Annotated in this window: 19 protein-coding genes; 9 read left to right on the forward strand and 10 right to left on the reverse strand. The window is 54.7% G+C overall.

The features are described from left to right. The 4 genes from rsmH to ruvX form a co-directional block, all read right to left on the reverse strand. Positions 1–939, reverse strand: a complete 939-nt coding sequence (rsmH, locus tag JXO48_04115) for a 16S rRNA (cytosine(1402)-N(4))-methyltransferase RsmH (protein ID MBN2283056.1) — start codon at positions 937–939, stop codon at positions 1–3. Continuing rightward, positions 940–1392 (reverse strand): division/cell wall cluster transcriptional repressor MraZ, encoded by a 453-nt coding sequence (mraZ, locus tag JXO48_04120; protein ID MBN2283057.1) that lies wholly within the window; start codon positions 1390–1392, stop codon positions 940–942. Positions 1393–1494: 102 nt separating this feature from the next. Then, positions 1495–2508, reverse strand: a complete 1014-nt coding sequence (mltG, locus tag JXO48_04125) for an endolytic transglycosylase MltG (protein ID MBN2283058.1) — start codon at positions 2506–2508, stop codon at positions 1495–1497. Next, positions 2505–2930, reverse strand: coding sequence for a Holliday junction resolvase RuvX (gene ruvX, locus JXO48_04130; protein ID MBN2283059.1), 426 nt, complete (start codon positions 2928–2930; stop codon positions 2505–2507). The genes mltG and ruvX overlap by 4 nt, the downstream gene beginning before the upstream one ends. A 46-nt stretch (positions 2931–2976) precedes the next feature. Between ruvX and selB the strand changes: the two genes are divergently transcribed. The 3 genes from selB to JXO48_04145 are packed head-to-tail and all read left to right on the forward strand — an operon-like array spanning position 2977 to position 6727. Then, a complete protein-coding gene (gene selB, locus JXO48_04135; GenBank protein ID MBN2283060.1) occupies positions 2977–5007 on the forward strand; it encodes a selenocysteine-specific translation elongation factor in 2031 nt (676 codons plus the stop codon). After that, positions 5004–5780: a formate dehydrogenase accessory sulfurtransferase FdhD gene (gene fdhD / locus JXO48_04140; GenBank protein ID MBN2283061.1), complete on the forward strand. Its 777-nt coding sequence runs from the start codon at positions 5004–5006 to the stop codon at positions 5778–5780. The genes selB and fdhD overlap by 4 nt, the downstream gene beginning before the upstream one ends. Further along, positions 5771–6727 (forward strand): HD domain-containing protein, encoded by a 957-nt coding sequence (locus tag JXO48_04145; GenBank protein MBN2283062.1) that lies wholly within the window; start codon positions 5771–5773, stop codon positions 6725–6727. Before fdhD ends, JXO48_04145 begins: the two co-directional genes overlap by 10 nt. 84 nt (positions 6728–6811) lie before the next feature. Here JXO48_04145 and JXO48_04150 read toward each other — a convergent pair whose 3' ends face one another. The 6 genes from JXO48_04150 to JXO48_04175 form a co-directional block, all read right to left on the reverse strand. Next, the gene (locus JXO48_04150; GenBank protein MBN2283063.1) at positions 6812–7117 is read right to left on the reverse strand and encodes a hypothetical protein; all 306 of its coding nucleotides are present in this window, start codon (positions 7115–7117) and stop codon (positions 6812–6814) included. Positions 7118–7265: 148 nt separating this feature from the next. Beyond that, positions 7266–9167, reverse strand: a complete 1902-nt coding sequence (locus tag JXO48_04155; GenBank protein ID MBN2283064.1) for a propionyl-CoA synthetase — start codon at positions 9165–9167, stop codon at positions 7266–7268. A gap of 29 nt (positions 9168–9196) precedes the next feature. Continuing rightward, entirely contained in the window at positions 9197–9886 is a 690-nt protein-coding gene (locus JXO48_04160) for a YggS family pyridoxal phosphate-dependent enzyme (protein MBN2283065.1), read from the reverse strand. Continuing rightward, the gene (gene maf / locus JXO48_04165) at positions 9883–10476 is read right to left on the reverse strand and encodes a septum formation inhibitor Maf (protein MBN2283066.1); all 594 of its coding nucleotides are present in this window, start codon (positions 10474–10476) and stop codon (positions 9883–9885) included. Before maf ends, JXO48_04160 begins: the two co-directional genes overlap by 4 nt. A 63-nt stretch (positions 10477–10539) precedes the next feature. Beyond that, entirely contained in the window at positions 10540–11358 is an 819-nt protein-coding gene (locus tag JXO48_04170; protein MBN2283067.1) for an amidohydrolase, read from the reverse strand. Between the two features lie 108 nt (positions 11359–11466). Then, positions 11467–11868: a YjbQ family protein gene (locus tag JXO48_04175; protein ID MBN2283068.1), complete on the reverse strand. Its 402-nt coding sequence runs from the start codon at positions 11866–11868 to the stop codon at positions 11467–11469. A 193-nt stretch (positions 11869–12061) separates the two neighbouring features. Between JXO48_04175 and JXO48_04180 the strand changes: the two genes are divergently transcribed. The 6 genes from JXO48_04180 to JXO48_04205 form a co-directional block, all read left to right on the forward strand. Further along, positions 12062–12757, forward strand: a complete 696-nt coding sequence (locus JXO48_04180; GenBank protein ID MBN2283069.1) for a Crp/Fnr family transcriptional regulator — start codon at positions 12062–12064, stop codon at positions 12755–12757. A 148-nt stretch (positions 12758–12905) separates the two neighbouring features. Then, positions 12906–13673, forward strand: coding sequence for a prepilin peptidase (locus JXO48_04185; protein ID MBN2283070.1), 768 nt, complete (start codon positions 12906–12908; stop codon positions 13671–13673). Positions 13674–13685: 12 nt separating this feature from the next. After that, positions 13686–14147: a GspH/FimT family pseudopilin gene (locus JXO48_04190; GenBank protein ID MBN2283071.1), complete on the forward strand. Its 462-nt coding sequence runs from the start codon at positions 13686–13688 to the stop codon at positions 14145–14147. 11 nt (positions 14148–14158) lie between these two features. Further along, a complete protein-coding gene (locus JXO48_04195) occupies positions 14159–14527 on the forward strand; it encodes a prepilin-type N-terminal cleavage/methylation domain-containing protein (protein MBN2283072.1) in 369 nt (122 codons plus the stop codon). Positions 14528–14531: 4 nt separating this feature from the next. After that, positions 14532–15197, forward strand: coding sequence for a prepilin-type N-terminal cleavage/methylation domain-containing protein (locus JXO48_04200; protein MBN2283073.1), 666 nt, complete (start codon positions 14532–14534; stop codon positions 15195–15197). Positions 15198–15201: 4 nt separating this feature from the next. Next, positions 15202–15935, forward strand: a 734-nt coding sequence (locus JXO48_04205; protein ID MBN2283074.1) for a hypothetical protein, incomplete at its 3' end; no start/stop codon positions are given.

A 15935-nucleotide genomic window follows, 5' to 3' on the forward strand; every position in this document is an offset into this window, starting at 1 on the left:
TCAGATCCGTTCTGCCGCTCTCAGCCGCGCGCTGCGGGCCCGGGGGTTCAACCGCAGTTCCATTTCCCCCGGTTCGACCGGCTTCCGCGTCACGATCTTCAGGCTTTTTTCCCGCCCGCAGGTACAGACGGGAAGCCCCGGTGGGCAGATACAGCCTTTTTCCCCTGTCCTGAAGATATTCTTCACGATCCGGTCCTCCAGGGAATGGAAGGATATCACGACCACCCGGCCGCCCTTCGCCAGCATCTCGATCCCGTCCGAGAGTCCCCGGTGAAGGCTTGTAAGCTCTGCATTCACGGCGATCCTGAGGGCCTGAAAGGTCCTCGTCGCCGGATGGATCTTCGCCGGTCTACCCGTTCTTGAGAGAACACCCGCTACCAGCGCGGCCAGTTCCGTGGTCGTCCTTATCTGCTCCCGGCCGCGGCGGCGAAGGATCGCCCTGGCTATCTTCGCCGCCTGGTGTTCTTCCCCATATTCCCGGAGCATTTTTTCGAGTTCTCCCTGTGACGCCCCGTTCACGATATCGGCTGCCGTAAGCCTGCTGTCCTCATCCATCCTCATATCGAGCGGGGCCTCGCGGGAAAAACTGAATCCCCGTTCCGGCCGGTCGAGCTGATGGGACGACACCCCCAGATCAAGTAATAACCCATTAATGCGGGCGATCTTCAGGCCGGCCAGGATCCCGCCGATATCGGAAAAATTCCCCCTGACCAGCACCACACGATCTCCGAAGGGCCTCAGGCGCTCCCGCGACTCCCTCAGGGCCGCCTCGTCACGATCAATGCCCACCAGCAGACCGCCGGGGCCGGTCCGTTCCAGTATATCGGCCGCATGCCCGCCGCCACCCACCGTTCCATCCACATAGACACCGTTGCTCCTGCAGTCGAGACACTCCATTACTTCCTGAACCATAACGGGTATGTGAAATGGAAGGTCCATTCATATACCAAGATCGGCCACGTAATCGCTGAAGGCCTCGGGATTTTCGTCTATGCGGCTGATTTCCGTCTCAAAGAGCTCCCTGTTCCATATCTCTATGGTCCTCACCATTCCGGCGATGACGATATCCTTTTCAAGCTTCGCGTATTCTCTCAGTGAAGGAGGGATCAGGATCCGCCGCTGGGCGTTCAGCGTACAGTCAACGGCACCAGACATGAAGAGTCGCTGAAAGGCCCGCACTTCCTTTCGGATGATCGACTGGCGGGAAACCTTCTCCTCCAGGAGTATCCACTCCTGGTAGGGAAAGACCAGGAGGTGCCCACCCCATCCGGTGATGACCATGCGGTTGTCATACTTCTCCGCGAAAATCTGACAGAACCGGGGAGGAACGATAATCCTCCCCTTCTCGTCGATCGTATGGTTAAATCTCCCTCTGAAGACAGTAGGCGTCACGATCCCCCACAATATTCCACTATTTACCACTTTTTTTCGAAATATAAAGAGATGAAAAGGGTTTGTCAAGGAAAATTTGCCCTTTTCCTGGGCCACAACCTTTTATTTTTTCTTCCTTAACTGGTACTGCTGGACCGCTTTGCTGTGTTCCGTGAGGCTCGACGAGAAATGGTGGGTCCCATCGCCCTTTGAGACAAAATAGAGATATGGTTCCGTCGATGGATTGAGCGCCGCCTGAATCGAATCAAGACCGGGACTGCAGATGGGTCCCGGAGGCAAACCGCTGATGAGGTATGTGTTATAGGGTGACTCCATTTTCAGATGCCGGCGCTGCAGATTTCCGTCAAAATCCTCAATTCCGTAAATGACGGTGGGATCGCTCTGCAGCTTCATGCCCTTCTTCAGCCGATTGTGAAAGACCGCCGATATGAGCGGTTTTTCCTCCTTTACCCCGCCTTCCTTTTCGATGATCGAGGCCAGGGTCACGATCTCCTTCAGGGTCAATCCTCTGTCGCTGGCCGCTGCACGCATGTCCGGCGTAATTCTCCTCAAAAGCTCACCGGCCATGTGCCGGATGATATCCTCTTCGTTCATGGACTTCGTAAACGTATAGGTGGTGGGAAACAGAAAGCCCTCCGCCGTATCATTGTCAATATCCAGTGACGAGAGGAGATCCTTGTCCGCGGCAAGGGCACGGAAACGCCTCTCGTCGACCACCCCCGCGGCGGCCAGTCGCCCGGCAATACCGCGAAGCGTGAACCCCTCCGGAACGGTTACGTGATATTTCCTGACCCGTCCCTCGACAAGGCTTTCCAGAATATCCCGAGGAGATTGGGTCCCGTACAGTTCATATTCTCCCGCCTTGACCCGCTTCTGCACATCTTCAATAAGGGCCAGCACATAAAATGCCCTTCTGTCCTTCACCAGACCCGCGTCCTCGAGAATGGACGTGATCCTTTCAAAGGACGCCCCCTGAGGGACCTCGACGACCTGCCGGCCCACGGCGGGGTCAACGGGGGACTCCGCATAGCGAAGGAAGGCCGTAGCGGCCATGAAGGCAAGAACGGCCGTGAGGAATATCAGAAAAACGACGCCGAGCCAGGCACGCACCCTCATGATGACGCCCCGTTTGCAACATGGTCAAGGTACCCCTGAAGAATGATCGCCGCCGCCAGGCTGTCGATGACCTTTTTCCGTTTTTTCCATTTCACCGCAGATTCTCTCAGGATCGATTCGGCCTCCACCGTCGACAGCGTTTCATCCCAGAGGATGACGGGAATGTCTAGCTTCGACTCCAGGACCCCGGCGAATTTTCTGACACGCTCACAGGCGACCCCCTCTTCGCCGGAAAGTGTGATGGGGTATCCCAGGATAATTTTCCCGGCACCCAGTTCCCTCACCAGATTGACGATCACGAGGATGTCCCCTTCGAGCCCCTTGCGCTCGATGGTGCTCAACCCTCGTGCCGTGATGCCGAGATCGTCGCTGACGGCGACACCGATCCTCTTCGTTCCATAGTCAAGGCCAAGTATCTTCATGGCCTTCATGACCTATCACAAGGGGAACGGTGCGGGCAAACAAATTATGAACAGGGCGCACGCGGTCGCCGCCCGGGGTTTTTCAGGTTGTGTGAAGCCGGCAATTCTGGTAGCTTCACCGAACAGGAACACCCTCAGGGACAGGGGCATGAAGGACTCGACACATCTCATTCTGGGAACGGCCGGCCATGTTGATCATGGAAAAACAGCGCTCATCAAGGCCCTGACCCAGGTCGACACGGACCGGTTGAAAGAGGAGAAGGAACGGGGCATCACCATAGAGCTCGGATTCGCTCCCCTGATCCTTGACAGCGGCCGAAGAATGGGCGTCGTCGACGTGCCGGGACACGAGCGGTTCGTAAAAAACATGGTGGCCGGCGCGGGCGGTATCGACCTGGTGGTCATGGTCATCGCCGCCGACGAAGGGATCATGCCCCAGACCCGCGAGCACCTTGACATCTGCACATTGCTCGGCATTCGTCACGGCCTTGTGGCCCTCACGAAGATCGATCTAGTCGACGGTGAATGGCTTGACCTGGTTACCGACGAGATCCACTCATTCCTCGCGGGATCATTTCTCGAACATTCACCGATCATCCCCGTTTCCTCCGTCACCGGCGAGGGTATGGAGGACCTGCGCACCGCGCTGGACGCCGTTGCCGGCAGCGTTGAAGGCCGGACCGGTCTCGGCTTCTTCAGGATCCCCGTCGATCGTGTCTTCACCATGAAGGGCTTTGGAACGGTTATCACGGGGTCACTTCAATCGGGAAACGTAAAGAGCGGCGATACGGTGCAGATCATGCCCGGCGGGGCAACGGCGAAGATCAGGGGGATCCAGGTCCACAACGAACCGGTGCGTGAAGCGTCGGCGGGCACCCGAACCGCCATCAATCTTCAGGGAGTGAGCAGATCGGCCGTGAAGCGGGGAGATGTCCTGACCCACGCGGGAATCTTCGAACCCACACGGCGGATCGACATTTCCCTGAGTCATCTTCCTCACTGCCGGAAGAACCTCAAGAACCGGGCGATCGTCAGATTTCACCTGGGAACGGCGGAAGTATTGTCCCGTATCATCCTGCTCGGCAGGGACGAGATGGAACCGGGAACGCGGGGGGTCGCGCAGCTCGTTCTCGAATCCCCGGTCATTGCGGCTGCGGGCGATCGATTCGTCCTGAGAAGCTACTCTCCGATCACCACCATCGGAGGGGGGGGCATACTGGACCCCTTGCCGCGGAAGCACCGCCGGCAGGCGCAGAACATCCTCGAAGAGATGAACATCCTAGACGGCGGAGAGGGAGCGGAACGGGCGCGTATCATTCTCAGGCGTGCGGATACGACCGGAATATCACCGACAACCCTTTCAATACGGACGGGCATACCGGAACGGGAACTGGACACGCTGCTTGACCGCATGCTCTCGAATCGCGAAGCACTGATCATCGACCGGGAGGAACGGACAATGCTTTCCTACCCGCTCTACGAACAGATCCAGGGGGGGATCCTGGAGGAAACCAAAGCGTTCCACAAGAAATTTCCGCTCAGGGAATGGATCCACCGGGATGAACTGCGGATCTCCCTGGGAACGTTCGTATCACCGAAACTGTTCATCATGGCGCTCAAGGACCTGGAAAGGGCGGGCGCCCTCGCGACGGAAAAGGAAAATCTCCGCTCCGCCGGGCATCGGGTCAACCTGCAGGGGGAACTGGAAGAACTGAAGGAACGGATATCGGCCGTATACCGGGATGCCGGGTGTACCCCTCCCCTGACAAAGGATGTGTTCGAGCTGTTTCCCGACAAGCGCGGTGACGTAAAAAAGGTTCTGACGCTGCTCATCACCGAAGGCTCGCTGATAACCGTTACGGAAGACCTGTACTTTGACCGGGGTGAACTGGAAACCCTGAGGGAACGGTATCGCCGGTATCTTCTCGAGGCAGGGCAGGCCTCACCGGCGGCATTTCGCGAGTTGACGGGTCTTTCCCGCAAATTCACCATTCCGCTGATGGAATACTTCGATAAAATAAAACTTACCATCCGTGTGGGCGACCACCGGGTGCTCCGGGAGGATCGAAGACAGTGATCTCCGCCGTCAAAGAGTTCCCCGTCACGATCTATGACGGGCACCGGCCTCTCAGAGTAACAGATGCCGTCATAGAGGAGGTACCCCTCGCGGTGTATCTCGACGGACGGCACGTGGTCACCATCGCCTGCGCAGGCATATACCTGGAGGATCTTGCCCTGGGATATCTCAAATCCGAGGGGATGATCGGATCGCTCAAGGACGTGCGGGATATCACCGTTTCCGAAGAAGGCCCTTCGGTGCATGTGGACACCGGGAAAGCAACCGGAGAAAGGATCGGGACGGGACCGCAGGTTGAAACGATCCTGTCGAGCGGTGCACGGAAAAGAAAAGCGGACCTGATCGGAAAGCCGCTTGAATCTTCCCTGACCCTGCCGGCGGAACAGGTATTCCTGATCATGGAGCAGTTGCTCGGTGCTTCCGAACTTCATGCACGAACCCATGGTGCCCATTGCTCTGCCATTGCCGACATGAACGGCATCATCCTGTACCGGGACGATATCGGAAGGCACAACACCTATGATATGCTGAACGGGTATCTTCTCAGGACGGGCGGGGACCGCAGCGGCATGCTCATTGCCACCACGGGACGGGTTTCCACGGAAATCCTGTTTAAGGTCTACGGGATGGGCATACCGGTCATCGTGTCCCACGCCGTCCCTACCTCACGGGCGATCAAACTGGCGATGAGGGCGGGCATTACGCTCATCGGATACGTCAGGAAGGGAACGATGAAAATTTACACCCACGAAGAAAGGCTTACATGGAACTAGAGAAAAGAATATTCGTGAAAGATATTCGTCCGGGACAGGCCGTGAACGACCTTTTTCTGGTCATGGAAAAGAACATGGCCGTCTCTCAGAAAGGCAATCCGTACCTGAGCCTGCGGCTCAGAGATTCATCGGGCGAGATGGAAGGCCGGGTATGGGAGAATGCCGAGGCATTGAGCAAAACATTCGACAGGGGTGATATCATTCTCATCAGGTCACGGGCCGTCAGCTACAAGAACATGACCCAGCTTTCCATAACGGACCTTTCCGTCCCCGAGAGCACGGCGATCGAACCCGCCGACTACTTTCCCACCACCAGGTCAGACCGCCGGGAAATGTTTGAAATGCTCTTGACCTATATCGATCGGATGTCGAATCCCCACCTGAAGGCCCTTCTCGAGCGTATCTTCAAAGATCCGGAAACGGTCCGGGCCTTCATGAACGTTCCGGCTGCAAAAGGTTTTCACCACTCATACATCGGCGGTCTGCTGGAACACACCCTCTCCGTGACACAACTCCTCGAAACCTTCGCCGATCACTACCCGGGAACGGACCGGGACCTGATCCTCGCCGGGGGCATGCTGCACGACATTGGAAAGATCAAGGAAATTTCCTATGCCAGGGTGATCGATTACACCGACGAAGGACGCCTTATCGGCCACATAATCCTCGGATTTGAACTGGTAAACGAAAAAATGGCGGGGCTGCCGGATTTTCCTGAAGAGCTGGCCCTGCAACTGCGGCACATCATGCTCAGCCACCACGGTGATCTCGCCTACGGTTCTCCAAAACGACCGAAGACCGTCGAAGCGCTCATCGTCAATCACATCGACGACCTCGATGCCAAGGTCAACGCCTTCCGTGAGTCGATCGACGACGCGAACGAGGAATCGAACTGGACGCGGTATCACCGACTGCTTGAACGGTTCATCTATAAAGGAAGGCCGTGAACATTACTTCACGGCCCCCTTTGTTCGTGCGTTGTGGTCGCGTTATGTCATCCTTCGTAACCGGACATTCCCGTCCAATCGGGGTCAGTCGGAGCAAACTATTCCGATCAGCAGGCAGATACAACCGAGAGCAAAGATGAGAACATAAAGAGGTGCCTGGACGACATACTCCACGGCTTTTTCAACATAAGTCCATGAGATATCGTTCACCCAGCCGAAATGCTCCGCCCCGAAAATAGTTTCAAGGTTCAGTTTACCTTCTACAACGTCCGGTCCGGGGCGATACCCGGTATATCTGCTCCGTGCAATAAGGGACGTTATGGATTGATACCCGTAAAAAGCAAAGCTCCCGACCCACAGGATCAGGCCCGCAAGCGTAAACCGGGACATTTTACTTCCCCTTTGATATTCTTCACGTTTCATTCCGCCACGGCGGTACGAGCGACACGATTATACCAGAGTGACCGGTAAAACGCACCCCCTTTTGCATCAGGACCGGGAATGCCGGTCGCGCTCACTTTCTTCGTGGGCGAACCCCCTATTTCTTTCCGTATCCGATTCCCCGGGCGGCATCTTCGATGACGTCAAGGACCGAAACATCTTCAATGGTCGAAGGCACGGGATACTCTTCGCCGTTCGCGATCTTTCTCATGGTCGACCGGAGTATCTTGCCCGACCGTGTCTTCGGCAACGCCCTGACCACGGCACACTCCTTGAAGCAGGCAACGGCACCGATCTCCGAGCGCACCATCTGGACCAACTCCTTGGTAATATCTTCGTGATCCCGTTCAACACCGGCCTTGAGAACGACGAACCCGATCGGCACCTCGCCTTTGAGCTGGTCCTGGGCGCCGAGAACGGCGCATTCCGCCACGTCCTTGTGTTTTGACACGATCTCTTCCATTGCCCCTGTCGACAGGCGGTGACCGGCGACATTGATCACGTCATCGACACGCCCCATGATGAAGAGATATCCGTCCTCGTCAACGTATCCGCCGTCACCCGTGACATAACAATCTTCGATCTCCGTCACGTACTCAAGGTACCGCTTATCATCGTTCCAGAGCGTCGGGAGGCACCCGGGCGGCAGGGGAAGTTTCACCACCACGTATCCGTCGGCACCCTGGGGCATTTCATTTCCTTCATGATCGACGATCCTGACGTCATACCCTGGAACGGCTTTTGTGGGAGACCCGGCCTTTATGGGAAAAGGCTCTATGCCCATGCAGTTGGCCGCGATCGGCCATCCTGTTTCGGTCTGCCACCAGTGATCGATGACGGGAATTTTCAGCATATCCGACGCCCAGTGGTAGGTATCGGGGTCCAGCCGCTCGCCTGCGAGAAAGAGATACCTGAAAGCGCTGAGGTCGTATTTTTTCAAATATTCGCCGCGGGGGTCTTCCTTCTTGATGGCCCGGAATGCCGTCGGAGCCGTAAAGAGCACCGATACGCCGTGCTGGGAGATGACCCGCCAGAAGGCACCTGGATCGGGCGTGCCGACCGGTTTCCCCTCATAGACGATGGTGGTGCACCCCATCAGGAGGGGAGCATAGACAATGTATGAATGACCGACGACCCAGCCGACGTCCGATGCCGCCCAGTATACCTCGCCGGGTTTGACCCCATAGAGATATTTCATCGACCACTTCAGGGCGACCGCATGACCGCCATTGTCCCGCATGACGCCCTTCGGCTTTCCCGTTGTTCCCGACGTATACAGAATGTAGAGAGGGTCGGTGGCTTTAACGGTCACACAGCCTGTCGGCTGCGCCTTTTCCATGACCTCCGCCCAGTTGAAATCCCTTCCGGGCTTTAACGATGCTTCCACCTGGGGTCGCTGGAAGATAATGCATTTCTCCGGTTTGTGCTGCGCTATTTCTATGGCATTATCGAGCAGCGGTTTATAGGGAATTACCTTTTTCGCCTCTATCCCGCAGGACGCCGATACGATGAGCTTCGGTTTCGCGTCGTCGATGCGGATCGCCAGCTCGTTCGGGGCAAATCCCCCGAAAACCACTGAATGAACGGCACCGATCCGGGCACAGGCGAGCATGGCGACAAGCGATTCCGGTATCATGGGCATGTAAATAATGACCGTATCGCCCTTCTCCACACCGAAACTTTTCAGGACACCGGCAAAATTTGATACCTGTTCAAGAAATTCGCGATACGTGATCTTTCGAATCGTGTTTGTTACGGGACTGTCATAAATGATGGCTGTCTGGTCTCCCCTTCCCTGCTCCACCTGCATATCCACCGCATTGTAGCAGGTGTTCAGCTCACCACCCTGAAACCAGCGGTAAAAAGGCTTTTTGCTGTCGTCGAGAACTTTGTCCCATTTCCTGACCCACCTGATGTCCCCGGCCGCTTCAGCCCAGAATGTATCCGGTTCATTGATCGATTGTGTAAAAAATTCAGCGTAGGATAACTTTTCAGACATTGATTCCCCCTTCTTTTTTATTTCTTTATTTACGTCCGCTCGCCGAAAATAGCCCGGCCTATCCGAACGATGGTCGCCCCTTCTTCGACCGCGACAGGAAAGTCATCGGTCATTCCCATGGAGAGTTCATCCATTCTCACGTTGGGCATGTCACATTCCGCGATCCGGTCCCTCAATTCCCGCAGGACGATGAATGAAGGCCTCGCTTTCTCAGGGTCATCGTACCAGGCGGGCATGGTCATGAGGCCCCGGATGGAGAGGTGCTCCATGGTTGAGATCTCCCCGATCAGGGGAATAACCCCTGCCGGGACCGCCCCGCTTTTCGTTTCCTCGCCGCTGGTATTCACTTCAATGAGGATCCTGGTCACGACCCCCGCCGCACCGGAACGCCTGTCCAGTTCACGGGCCAGGCTGAGCCGGTCGACGGAATGTATCATGTCAAAAAGCTTGACGGCATATTTGGCCTTGTTCGACTGCAGGTGACCGATCATATGCCATTCAACGGAATGCCCCGTTTTTTCTATCTTCCGGCGTGCCTCCTGGACATAGTTCTCACCTATGATGTCTATACCGCAGGTGATCGCCTTCTGTATCCGCTCGTCGTCGACGGTCTTCGTGACTGCCATAAGCCGCACCTCCGAGGGGTCGCGGCCCGACCTGAGCGCGGCTTCGGTTATTTTCTCCCGTACCAGTTGTATGTTCTCTTCTACGAATTTCACTGATCGCGTTTATGAAAATTGACGGCTCCCACCCGTTTGAGCGACTCCACCACTTCCGAGAGGGGGAGGCCGACGACGTTGGTATAGGACCCGTGTATCTCCCGAATAAAAAACGCCGCCATCCCCTGAACGGCGTATCCTCCTGCCTTGTCATAGGGTTCGGAGGTCTGTATATACCATTCAATCTCGTCGTCGGGTATCGTTTTAAACAAAACCCGTGACTCTACGGCCTCACTCATTACTACATTTATGCACTCTTTGACAAGGGTAAAGCCGGTCAACACCCGGTGCTCCCTGCCGCTCAATTTCCACAGCATGTCCCGTGCATCCTGGGGGGATTTCGGCTTTCCCAGCACCTCTCCATCTATCATGACGATAGTGTCGGCGCCCAGCACCCAGTTGTCGGGATATGAAACCGCGACCGCCCGGGCTTTTTCCCTTGAGAGGCGCAGAACATGGTCCCGGGGAATTTCGCCGGGACGGAATGATTCGTCGATACTCGGCGGCACGACTGAAAAATTGAACCCCGCCTCCGTCAGAAGGACGCGGCGGCGGGGTGATTTCGAGGCAAGCACGAAGGACAGTTCCATAATATGGTTCTTCTTTTTCCCCGGTCACCGAGGATATACGGCACCCTTATCACTCGTCGGTTCTCAACTCAGCCCCAGCAGGCGTTTCGGGTTCTCCGACACCAGCAACTGTTTGATCCCGTCTTTCAGGGGAAGCTGATCCAACTCTTTCATGATCCGCACCCGTGTAATGAGCGGATAGTCACTTCCAAAAAGCGCCTTGCCGGCAAGGGGTCCGTTGATCTGGCGGATCACCTCTTCAGGTATGCGCCGGGGCGCCCATCCCGCAATGTTGAAATAGACATTCGGATTCCGCAGGACGACCGACATGCCCTCGTAGAACCAAGGATACCCGAAATGGGCCATGATTATTTTCATGCGTGGAAAATCAACGGCAACATCGTCAAGGTAGACAGGCATGCAGTACGATATTTTCGTACCGGCGTGGAATTGCGTACCAGTGTGGAAGAGGACGGGAATTTGCAGGTCCTGGGCGACTTCATAGACGGGATACATGATCGGGTCGTTCGGCGCGCATTTCAACAGATGGGGGAGAAGTTTCAATCCCTTCAATCCGAGTTCTTTCACGGCGCGCTCAAGCTCGTCCAGGGCCGGCAGGCCCTTATGGGGATCAACGCTGGCGAACCCGATGAACCGGTCCGGATATTTCTCGACCGTCCGGGCCACAAGGTCGTTCGGTACCCGGTATCTGAAGGTGGTTTCAGCGTCAATGGCAACGATGACCGCCAGGTCGACACCGGCTTCATCCATATCCTTCAGGGTGTCTTCGATTTCAGGGAACTTGAGGTCCTTGAACATGAGCTGATAGCTTCGCGCCATTTCCTCGGGAAGGCTTTCGATCGCCTCTTTGGTGAACAACTGAGAATGGGTGTCGATAATCATGGGGAATACTCCTTTCCTTTTTGATCTGTTCTTTCCACGCCTTTCATTTCACGGGAATATGCATTCATTCCGCTGGATCGGAGAAAGGATCGTTCCTGTCACCATCAGTTACGGGTTCCCGGAAATAAGTTTGACCAGCACGCGCCGTGTTCTCGGCCCGTCGAACTCGCAGAAAAAGAGCGACTGCCAGGTGCCGAGGACCAGTTCGCCCCTTTCCACTATCACCGTTTCAGATGAACCGATGAGGGAAGCCTTGATGTGAGCCGCCGAGTTACCCTCACCGTGGCGGTAATGGTCATCAAAGGGAATGACCTTGTTGAGTTCCATGAGTATGTCACGGGGGACATCAGGATCGGCATTCTCATTGATCGTCACCGCTGCTGTCGTATGAGGAACAAAAACACAGCACAGACCGTTCACCATTCCCGCCTCGCGGACCACGGCCCGCACCTGTCCCGTAATATCGATCATCTCCGTTTGAGAACGGGTTGCGACGGTGAAGGGGTACATATCGGATATCCCGCCTTTTTTTTTATCTTCTCTTGTATCTCCGACTATGATATTTTCCGCACTATAATGCATTGACCGGTAATTTTCAATGCCGGACATCATAATGCGAAGAATGACGGTAAAGAACGGTCTTAAAAGCGCGGAGGTGATTGCCGTCGCAACATGGGGTACGGGAAATGTGGTACGGGAAAAGATGAACACAAAACCTCAGGAATTCCTGCGGAAGGTCCTTTTGTTTCAGTCCCTGGACCCGGAGGATTGTACCCGGCTCGCCGCCTCGTTCAGGCGGCGCTCCCTCAAGAAGGGAGAGGTCCTCTTTCGGAAGGGTGATGAAGGAAGCACGCTCTACATCATTCAGGAAGGACTCGTCAAGATCGTCCTTACCTCTGAAACAGGAGACGAAATAGCGCCGGCCATCCTGACTGAAGGGGACGTTTTCGGTGAAATGGCCCTTCTTGATGGACTGCCGCGTTCCGCTGACGCGGTTGCGCTGGAACAGACGGAACTTATGGCGCTGAGCAGAAGCGACTTCCTTGATTTTCTGAAAAACAACGAACAGGCCATTCAGGCGGTATTTTCATCGATATCCATGCGGCTGCGCAGAACCGACGACCTTCTCGAAGATGCCAGTTTTCTGACGATCTCCACCCGCCTGGCCCGGCGCCTTCTGGAACTCGCCGAAAATCACGGCCGCACCGACGAGACAGGCAATGCTGTCATTATCGACCTGCGTCTCACCCAGAGAGACCTGGCAAGCATGGTGGGTGCCACACGGGAGAGCGTTAACAAGGAACTGCGGATCCTCCGGGAACGAGGGGCCGTTGAAATGGAAGAAAATCTCATAAAAATAGTCGATATGGAAAGGCTGAGACGCCGCGCCCGCCTGTGAACACCTGTGAAATATTTCACAGGAAAGCTATGAAACAACCCATTGCCGTCATTAACGTATTTTAGTATAAAGTATACACGTAAATTCCGCCCGGTACGGCAAGAATAGCATCCGGCGGGTATGTTGGGGGGAAAATGTTGTGCCGTTCATGTTGACGCATATGCTTGAAATTCTTTTTCTGGTGTTCGGAGCTGTTGTGGGAAGTTTCCTGAATGTCTGCATATACCGGATACCATCGGAGCGTTCTATTGTTCTGCCCGCCTCTCACTGTCCGCATTGCTCTCATCCGATAGCCTTTTACGACAACATTCCGATATTCAGCTACCTCGTCCTGCGAGGGCGGTGCCGGCACTGTAAGACACTGATATCGCTCGTATATCCCCTCGTTGAACTGCTTACAGCCCTTTTGTCGCTTTTCCTTTTTCTCCGGTTCGGCCTTTCATTTAAATATCTCTTCGCCTTTGTCTTTACCTGTTCATTGATTGTCATCACCTTTATCGACCTGGAACACCAGATCATACCCGATATCATATCGTTACCGGGCATCCCCCTTTTCTCGCTTACCGCCATTCTCTTCATGGACGTCTCGCTGAGGGACTCACTGATCGGTATCGTTGTCGGCGGTGGTATTCTTTACCTGATCGCTGCGGGATACCAGATACTGAAGAAAACAGAGGGAATGGGAGGTGGAGACATAAAGCTCCTGGCAATGATGGGAGGATTTCTGGGCTGGCAGTCCCTGCTCTTTGTGATTCTTGTCAGTTCCCTTCTCGGAGCTGTGGTGGGAATTGGTGTCATTATCGCCCAGAAGGGAGACATGAAATACGCTATTCCTTTTGGTCCATTTCTGTCGATCGGAGCTGTTTCCTATCTGTTCTGGGGAAACCGTTTTTTACAGTATTTACTGTATCAATAGGATGAGAGAACAATGAAAAAAACACAGTGGAAAAAAACCGGGTTCACCCTGATTGAGCTCCTGATGGTAGTTGTTCTGATGGCTATTATCTCTGCGATCGCCATGCCTGGGTTCCTTGAGTGGATGGCACAGAACAGGCTCAACGGTGCGACACGACAGGTCATGACGGATCTCATGGAAGCCCGGTCCAGTGCGGTGAACCAGAATAACCGTTTCAGGGTACTTTTTGTTGATTCTCATCGCTACCAGATCCATGACGACAGAAACAACAACAGTGCGATCGATGCCGGTGAACCTGTCGTCACCAAAGACATTCACAACGATTATCAGGATGTAACCTTTTCCGCGACGGCAACTCCGATATTTTATTCACGCGGAACGGCATTTGGTACCACCGTAACACTCTACCTGGCAAATCACGGACAAACAAAAACCGTGACGGTCTCCGCGGCGGGAAGGGTTAAGTGCAATTAGGGGGTAGGGTCATGCAGAAATCAACTGTAGTAAACAACAATCAGGGATTTACGATGATTGAGGTTATCATCACCGTATTCATCGTTATGATCGCGTTTATGGGAATCATCGCCGTTTCATCAAGCGTCATCAACGGAAACGCCTTCAGCAAGGACGTCACATTCGCTACCAGTCTTGCTCAGCAGCAGATGGAACAGCTCCGGATTGAGGATTATGGTAATCTCTCAAATGAAACATCGATCAATTCCATTTACACCACCGTGACTACAATTACGGACAATGCTCCCGAGAACAATATGAAAACCATAACGGTGACAACCCAGTGGTCCCGCGGAGGGACATCGCGAAGCGTAACCCTGCGCACCATAAGAGGGGAGTAAAAAAATGAGCTGTCATACCATCAGAAACATGAGAGGATTCACCCTCCTTGAGGTTGTTGTCGCTCTTGCCATAGGGCTTATGCTCCTTGGAACGCTTTATACCTTCTTCCTCACACAGAAAAAAGCTTACAACGTGCAGGAGCAGGTCGCTGAAATGCAGCAGAACGCCCGGGCGGCAATGGACATGATGGTGAACGAACTGCGAATGGCCGGGTTTGATCCTTTCAACACGCCGAGCCTCGGTCGGATCGTAACGGCCGCAAGCGGCCAGATCCGTTTCACTCAGAATATCACAAGAACAAACCCGCCGTATGATCCTGATGAAGACGTTGATGATCCTGATGAGGATGTCACGTATTTCCTGCGGACAGCCGCGGACGGAACGAGTGAACTGGTAAGAACGGCACGTTCACGGACCTCTGTATCGTCAGCATCGGGATTTCAAACAGTCGCCGTCGCAGAGAACATTGAATCCCTCACCTTCACCTATCTGACGGAAGACGGAACACCGGCGGCAGCACTTGACGAGATCAGCCAGATCGTTATCAGCCTGACGGCCCGGACGGATGAACCGGATCCCGATTACATCAACCCTCAGCAGGGGGATCATTATCGTCGATTCACTTTGTCGGCGACGGTCATTCCCAGGAATCTCGCCATGGGGGATTAAACCAATGAAGACAAAATCTTTTTTCAAAAAATTGTCAAACGAGAAGGGTGCTGTCCTGGTCGTTGCACTCCTTATACTTGCCGCACTGGTCATTATAGGAACGACAGCCTACATCCATGCATCGACGGAAGTAAAGATCAGCCGGAATTACAAAGCGGAGAAACAGGCCTTTTACGATGCAGAGGCCGGTGTCGAGTATATCGGGAAAAAACTGGAGCAGGACCTCAACGCAGGGAATATAGACCTGACCGCTGATCAGATCGCTTTATCCTACACGACACCGGGCCACTTTTTCTTTGACCCGCCGGCAGTGCTAACTTCATTGGGAAGTAATCGCTTCCGCTTTCGCGTCGTGGGCCATGCTGATCCTGATGCATCGAGAACAATCGATGTGGATATTGCAACCCGGCGCAAGAGCGTCTTCGAGTTCGGTTTCTTCGCCGACGGAACCGTTGATCTCAAGGCATCGAGCGGTATGTACAGCTATGACTCCCGGATCACGCCGAATCCCACTCCCGCCGATTCCACAAATATGTGCGATGTGGGTTCCAACACGGAAATCATCGTGCGCATGGACACACTGGTGGACGGTGATACGGCGCTCGGAGAGGATGTCCTCGGGGTTGACGGCATCTGGACGGAAGTAGGTGTTCCCATCATAAACGGTGATAAGGGTACTCCTGTCGACCGGGTCGATCCTGATCCGCTGGGGGCCCGGGGCGGTGACCTGGCGAACAA

The organism is Deltaproteobacteria bacterium (genome assembly GCA_016933965.1).
Lineage (GTDB): Bacteria > Desulfobacterota > Syntrophia > Syntrophales > UBA2210 > JAFGTS01.

Bases quoted from the DNA above. Each gene is read 5' to 3' on its own strand.
- rsmH (MBN2283056.1), bottom strand. From the start codon at position 939: ATGGACCTTCCATTTCACATACCCGTTATGGTTCAGGAAGTAATGGAG.
- mltG (MBN2283058.1), bottom strand. From the start codon at position 2,508: ATGAGGGTGCGTGCCTGGCTCGGCGTCGTTTTTCTGATATTCCTCACG.
- ruvX (MBN2283059.1), bottom strand. From the start codon at position 2,930: ATGAAGATACTTGGCCTTGACTATGGAACGAAGAGGATCGGTGTCGCC.
- selB (MBN2283060.1), top strand. From the start codon at position 2,977: ATGAACAGGGCGCACGCGGTCGCCGCCCGGGGTTTTTCAGGTTGTGTG.
- JXO48_04145 (MBN2283062.1), top strand. From the start codon at position 5,771: ATGGAACTAGAGAAAAGAATATTCGTGAAAGATATTCGTCCGGGACAG.
- JXO48_04150 (MBN2283063.1), bottom strand. From the start codon at position 7,117: ATGTCCCGGTTTACGCTTGCGGGCCTGATCCTGTGGGTCGGGAGCTTT.
- JXO48_04155 (MBN2283064.1), bottom strand. From the start codon at position 9,167: ATGTCTGAAAAGTTATCCTACGCTGAATTTTTTACACAATCGATCAAT.
- maf (MBN2283066.1), bottom strand. From the start codon at position 10,476: ATGGAACTGTCCTTCGTGCTTGCCTCGAAATCACCCCGCCGCCGCGTC.
- JXO48_04170 (MBN2283067.1), bottom strand. From the start codon at position 11,358: ATGATTATCGACACCCATTCTCAGTTGTTCACCAAAGAGGCGATCGAA.
- JXO48_04175 (MBN2283068.1), bottom strand. From the start codon at position 11,868: ATGTACCCCTTCACCGTCGCAACCCGTTCTCAAACGGAGATGATCGAT.
- JXO48_04180 (MBN2283069.1), top strand. From the start codon at position 12,062: ATGAACACAAAACCTCAGGAATTCCTGCGGAAGGTCCTTTTGTTTCAG.
- JXO48_04185 (MBN2283070.1), top strand. From the start codon at position 12,906: ATGTTGACGCATATGCTTGAAATTCTTTTTCTGGTGTTCGGAGCTGTT.
- JXO48_04190 (MBN2283071.1), top strand. From the start codon at position 13,686: ATGAAAAAAACACAGTGGAAAAAAACCGGGTTCACCCTGATTGAGCTC.
- JXO48_04195 (MBN2283072.1), top strand. From the start codon at position 14,159: ATGCAGAAATCAACTGTAGTAAACAACAATCAGGGATTTACGATGATT.
- JXO48_04200 (MBN2283073.1), top strand. From the start codon at position 14,532: ATGAGCTGTCATACCATCAGAAACATGAGAGGATTCACCCTCCTTGAG.